Origin of the sequence: Nocardioides malaquae (assembly GCF_015070385.1) — a bacterium.
In the GTDB taxonomy this organism is placed as follows: domain Bacteria; phylum Actinomycetota; class Actinomycetes; order Propionibacteriales; family Nocardioidaceae; genus Nocardioides; species Nocardioides malaquae.
This window is the reverse complement of the sequence record NZ_JADCSA010001243.1, coordinates 1-234: the sequence shown is the minus strand read 5'-3', so window position 1 is coordinate 234 and position 234 is coordinate 1. Positions and strand designations below refer to the sequence as shown.

Annotated in this window: 1 protein-coding gene; it reads right to left on the bottom strand. The window is 50.9% G+C overall.

Going from position 1 to position 234, the window contains the following annotated elements:
• Positions 1–234, bottom strand: a 234-nt coding sequence (locus IEQ44_RS16565; RefSeq protein ID WP_193639496.1) for a glycogen/starch/alpha-glucan phosphorylase, incomplete at both ends; no start/stop codon positions are given.

Below are 234 nucleotides of genomic sequence, written 5' to 3'. Positions count from 1 at the left end.
ACCCTGGTTGAATTTACCGAGGTTAATTTCGCTACTGGCTTGCGCACTCCACAAACGCAGCGTGTTGGTCGCGTCGGTGTCGTAACCAGGGATTATCTGATCGTAAGCGACTCCCAGAATCTCTTCGGTTTCAATCCAGCGCGTTTTTTTACCTTCCTGCTGAATGCGACCGCCAAAACGGACTTTATAGCGCGTGTTGTGGCGTTTGAATTCCCACGGGTTACCGTATTCCAG